Origin of the sequence: Flavobacterium sp., assembly GCF_035456085.1 — a bacterium.
In the GTDB taxonomy this organism is placed as follows: Bacteria; Bacteroidota; Bacteroidia; order Flavobacteriales; family Flavobacteriaceae; genus Flavobacterium.
Map to the genome: position 1 here is coordinate 1 of NZ_DATIDY010000172.1, position 5,269 is coordinate 5,269.

The 5,269-nt window shown below is 30.4% G+C and carries 5 protein-coding genes; 4 read left to right on the forward strand and 1 reads right to left on the reverse strand.

What is annotated here, in order from left to right:
• From VLC96_RS13040 to VLC96_RS13055, 4 genes are all read left to right on the forward strand, one after another.
• On the forward strand, positions 1-530 hold a 530-nt coding region (locus tag VLC96_RS13040), incomplete at its 5' end, for a Gfo/Idh/MocA family protein (protein WP_325263562.1).
• Positions 531-1,334: 804 nt separating this feature from the next.
• A complete protein-coding gene (locus VLC96_RS13045; protein WP_325263563.1) occupies positions 1,335-1,751 on the forward strand; it encodes a T9SS type A sorting domain-containing protein in 417 nt (138 codons plus the stop codon).
• Positions 1,748-2,482: a DUF8740 domain-containing protein gene (locus VLC96_RS13050; protein WP_325263565.1), complete on the forward strand. Its 735-nt coding sequence runs from the start codon at positions 1,748-1,750 to the stop codon at positions 2,480-2,482. Before VLC96_RS13045 ends, VLC96_RS13050 begins: the two co-directional genes overlap by 4 nt.
• Complete coding sequence (locus VLC96_RS13055; protein ID WP_325263567.1) at positions 2,479-4,641, forward strand: hypothetical protein; 2,163 nt, start codon at positions 2,479-2,481, stop codon at positions 4,639-4,641. Before VLC96_RS13050 ends, VLC96_RS13055 begins: the two co-directional genes overlap by 4 nt.
• A gap of 52 nt (positions 4,642-4,693) precedes the next feature.
• Here the strand turns inward: VLC96_RS13055 and VLC96_RS13060 are convergent.
• Positions 4,694-5,269 (reverse strand): glycosyl hydrolase family 95 catalytic domain-containing protein (locus VLC96_RS13060; RefSeq protein WP_349255342.1); only part of this gene is annotated, 576 nt, incomplete at its 5' end.

A 5,269-nucleotide genomic window follows, 5' to 3' on the forward strand; every position in this document is an offset into this window, starting at 1 on the left:
TAAGACACATCAGATGGCATTTATCAAAGCCTACAACTGACCAAGATCGTTCTGGTGAATATAATTGGAGAACTGACGTAAAAATCGCTACAGGAGGCTATTTTGACGATTTAGCGAGCCATGGATTGGATTTGTTTGTTCATTATTTGGGACCAATAAAAGAAGTTTCCGGAACTAGCCTGAATCAACAAGGATTGTATACAGCAAAAGATGCTTGCGTAGCAAACTGGATACATGAATCTGGAGTTACTGGAAGCGGAAGCTGGAATTTTGGCACTTTCGAACGAGAAGATATTGTTGAAATTTATGGAAGTGAAGGAAAAATAACTTTTTCAGTATTTGAGAATATTCCTTTTGTTCTTAAAACCAAAGATGGAGAAACCATTACTGAAATACCTCATCCGGAAAACATTCAGTTGCATCATGTAGAACAAATGCGAGATCATCTCTTAGGAAATTCAAAACATCCTTCAGATGGATTATCAGCAGCTCACACAAACTGGGTGATGGATCAAATTATTGGAAATTAAAATTTTCTTAAAAAAAGGCTGCTCTTATGGAACAGCCTTTATAATTTTTTTTTACTACTAACCGACTTAAAAATTATAACTCATAAGGCTAATTTTTAAAGTTAGCCTTTTTATATCTTATGGTTCGCAAAAACAAGGTATGACTTCCAAAAATTAAAAAAAAGTCTGTCTTTCAGCACATTTAGTTGATTTTCTTACAAATAATAAGTTTGATATTGTTGCCAAAAAAACATACTGACAGATATTACAAATCGTAATAAATAATGTCGCTCATTTTTTAATCTCACAATTTAGCTTTCGTAATTCAATTCTGTATTGACTAGAAAAATTCATCATTATATGAGATTTATATTTTTAAACACAAATTACTTAGAGTCTGTTTTAAATAGAAAATAAATAAATATTTCTATGTTATAGAATTGTAGAGATTTAATAAAAGAAAAGAATGGATATAATTAATCAAACACACGAACGTTATTTACTCTATACAGCTGTTTATTAATAATATCTGAGTTTATTTAAATTTTAATTCTTTCAACAAATTTATTCTTCTTATTAAAAAGGAAAATTTACTAGCTTAATATTATAAAAAGTAAGATAATTACTTAATTGTTTGAAAATCAATGTATTTCATAGATTATAATAGTATTTTGTGGACTTTTTTAAGTAATTTTGAATCCTAAAAAAGTTAAATTTAATTTTATATAAACTGTGAAGTATTTAAAATCAAAAACTGTTAGCCTCCCTATTATAATTTTGTTTTTTTTTTCATACAAAGGTATTAGTCAAAATATTAATAAAACAATGGAAACCATAATTACATCTGGGAGTAATGCAACAAGTAGTTCAGGTACAGTAAACTACTCAATCGGACAATTATTCTATATGTATGTTGGTGAAACTGTTTATAATGTGGCTCAAGGCGTACAGCACCCAAAAATTCCTAATATAAAAAATAATAGTATTGACACCAAAAAAGAAATAGTAGTTCTAAATGATCCAAAAACAGATTATGTTACTCTAAATATGAAAGGTTTTGAGCTAGAGTATGGACAGCATTCGTATCAAATTTATGACCTTCAAGGTAGAATTTTAAAAGATAACATAATTAATTCATCTGAAACTCAAATTAATCTAAATGATTTTATAAGATCTATTTATTTACTTCGTGTATATGATAATAATAAAGTTCTAAAAACATTTAAAATAATAAAACAATGAAACTTAAGCTTATCATACTATTATTTGTTATAACACTTAATGTATTTGCACAGTCGCCAGAAAAAATGAGTTATCAAGCAATTATCCGAGGTGGTGACAATAGCTTGGTGACCAATTCGAAAATTAGTCTTAAAATTATTATACATCAAGGTACCGCGACAGGAACAGATGTTTACCAAGAAACTCATTCGGTTCAAACAAATGATAATGGTTTAGTTTCTCTTGAAATTGGAACTGGAATAATTGTTACAGGTAATTTTAGTAAAATAGCTTGGGAAAATGGGCCTCATTTTATAGAAACACAAGTAGATATTACAGGTGGAACTAATTACAACATTATTGGCATTTCACAACTTTTAAGTGTGCCTTATGCGTTACATGCAAAAACTGCTGAAAAAATAGTTGGTACAAATGGCAAAAACCCTTATAAAGCTTTAATTATTCCACTTACAACATCTAGAAATATTGAAGGTTCGGATGTAAATAATACTTTAGAATGTACAAATTCAGCAACATTAACATTAACGCCTGGATTTGAAAGTATGTTAGTGGGTGATACTATCAATTTAGAAACGCATAACGGTGCTGTATTAACAATACAGGCCATCTCTGGTGTAAAACTTAACTACAAAACAGATGGTATTGCAACGTTTATCAGTGTCCCAGGTAACGTAAGTTTTGGATTACTTAGAAAAACAGATGTAAATTCATACATAATATCTGGACAATGAAATATTTAATTTGTTTTTTATTATTCACAACGCTACTGTTTTCACAAAACTACCAATATTCTATTACTAACAAACAGGTAACATCAACAGGTGTAAATAACCAGCTAGAAGAAATTGAATATTTTAATGCGTATTTGTTGCCAATTGCAGAAAAAAACAATCTTCAAAAAGCTTTAGACACTTACGGTTCTGTACGATTGGAAAAAGGTGATTATTCAGGTGGTAATGATATTATTTTACATAGCGGTCAGAAATTATTAGGATATCCAAATTTCAATAAAGTTCCTAAAATTATTATAGCAGCCGGGAGTAATAACATAAAAGTAACGAATATAACCTCAGGAAGTATAACATTCCAAGCGGGTGATGCTATTTCAAATTCTATATTTAAAAACATAGAATCAACTTTTATGCTTTCAGTTGGGGGCATTATTGTTAGTAATAGTTTTATTAATTTATCTAGATGTGTTTTAAAGTGGGATATGAGTAGTTCAGGATACTTTAGAAACAACAAGATAATTAAGCATCGGATACATAGTTATTACCCACAAATAGTAATGAAAGGTAATAGCAATACGCCTAGTTATGGTAATGTTCAATTATGGATAAATATGTTAACTCCAGGTGGTAATGGTGCAGAAATAGATAATCTCAAAACACTAACTTGGGTAGGATTAGACGCCGAAACTTGGAATTATCTCAACATTAGTGCAAAACCACTAATAGAAATGAAAAATATGGGAGATGTTAAAATTGCTTCGATTCAAGGAGCAAACTTCGGCCCAACTCCAACTCCAGCATTTAGTATAACAGCAGATAACCTATTTATGACAAAAAAGTACATACGTAATCTAGGTACTGACAAAAGCACTTTGGGAAAAAATACTAATATGTTTTTACTGGATAGTAATTCAGAAGGTTATAATAATAATGTAGCCACTACTGGATATGATTTTAAAGGATATTTTGGCAATAATAATAATGTTACTTTAGATGGTGTAAATATAACAAGTGCTATTACAGATGTTCCTACTATTGAGAAACTAAATAAAACTATTTTAGGCACTAAAAACACACCTTGGGCAAGACCTGTTTTTGAAACAATACCAAACCCAACGGGAGATAATTGGAGTATTAAAAGAGATAGTATAAAAAAAGAAGGCAAAAAGGATGATACAAAATATATTCAAAATTTGATCAATACCAATGGCATAGCAGAATTAGAAGAAGGTATTTATTATATAAGCTCTACATTAACTATTAATAACAACCAAGGTATCGTAGGAAAAGGTACAGGCAAGACTGCTATTGTAGGTCTAACGGATACGTTTCCATTAATTACTGGAGAAAGCAAAACAGGAGAAGTGAAATTTTATTTATCAAATATGACACTTCAAGGTGGCAGCACGGGTCTTAGAATTCATCCATTAAATGGTTCTAGAATTTCAGTAAGTCCTTGTCTTTTTAAATACTTAATTTTTAGAAATCAAAATTATGGGATTCACTTAGATAAATTTTATGGTTTTGATAATAATTTTATAGAAAATGTATGTTTTGTAGATACAAATATTGGTTTATTTCAAGAAGTTGATCCATTATACACAGAGGGAGAAACATCGACCATGATGTTTATGGATAAGGTAGTTTTTTATAAATGCCAGTGGATTAATAACAAAAAAGCAATGAGTTTGTTAGGAAAAAGAGCTTGTAATTTAAACGGATGGATAGATTGTAGATTTGATAACAATGATATCGTTGCTGAAATGAATAATTATAGTTCTCCTTTATTTGCAAACTGCAATTTCACAAATAACAAAGGGGATTTTATAATTGGAGGTGAATCTGGAGTGGGATTTTATTCATGTCTATTTTATAAAAACACTACAAAATCAACATTTCAGTTATATGGAGTATATTTAGAAGGATGCTCACTATTAGACAATGTAAAATTATGTGAAAAGTATAAATCAAAATCATTTTTAACAAATTCAATAATAACAGGTAGTATTGGCACTATGACTTCTGGAATGATTGTAAATAGTAAGATGTTATCTAACCCAACTTTTAATAAGCTTCTTGTTGATGTAAAAGAAGCAATTCCAACTGTTATTATAGATGCTGCTCCCCAACCTTATCCCCAACTTTTGGTGACGCAATAAAATGTTTCTGCTGTTTTTCCATTACTGATAGATTTTTAAAAAAATCAAACCATTACCAAATCAAATCAACTTTTTGACCTTTTTTCAAATTGATCTCTTGCTTTTTGTCTCCACAAATTAGTGTTGTTTTACCGCCATTTTTTGAAGAAACTGATACTTTTTGAAATGTTTTATTTTTCCATTCCATAGCAATTTCAAAACCACCTCTGGCACAAATTCCTTTTACAGAACCGCTTTCCCAAGCATCTGGTAAAGCCGGCAATAATCTAATTTCATTTTCATTTGATTGCACTAACATTTCGGCAACGGCAGCAGCTCCACCAAAATTGCCATCAATTTGAAACGGTGGATGCGCATCGAATAAATTAGGATATGTCCCTCCTCCACGTCTTGGGTTATCAGTTTTCTTTCCGTCTGGATCAACATAGCGGAGCAGTTCTCGGAACATTTTGTAAGCCCGATTTCCATCCAAAAGTCTTGCCCAAAGATTGATTCTCCAACCTTTTGACCAACCTGTAGTTTCGTCTCCTTTTATTTCTAATGTTTTTTTAGCAGCATTAGCCAATTCAGGAGTTTTTGAAGGTGAAATATGATCTCCAGGAAAAAGTCCAAACAATTGCGATTGATG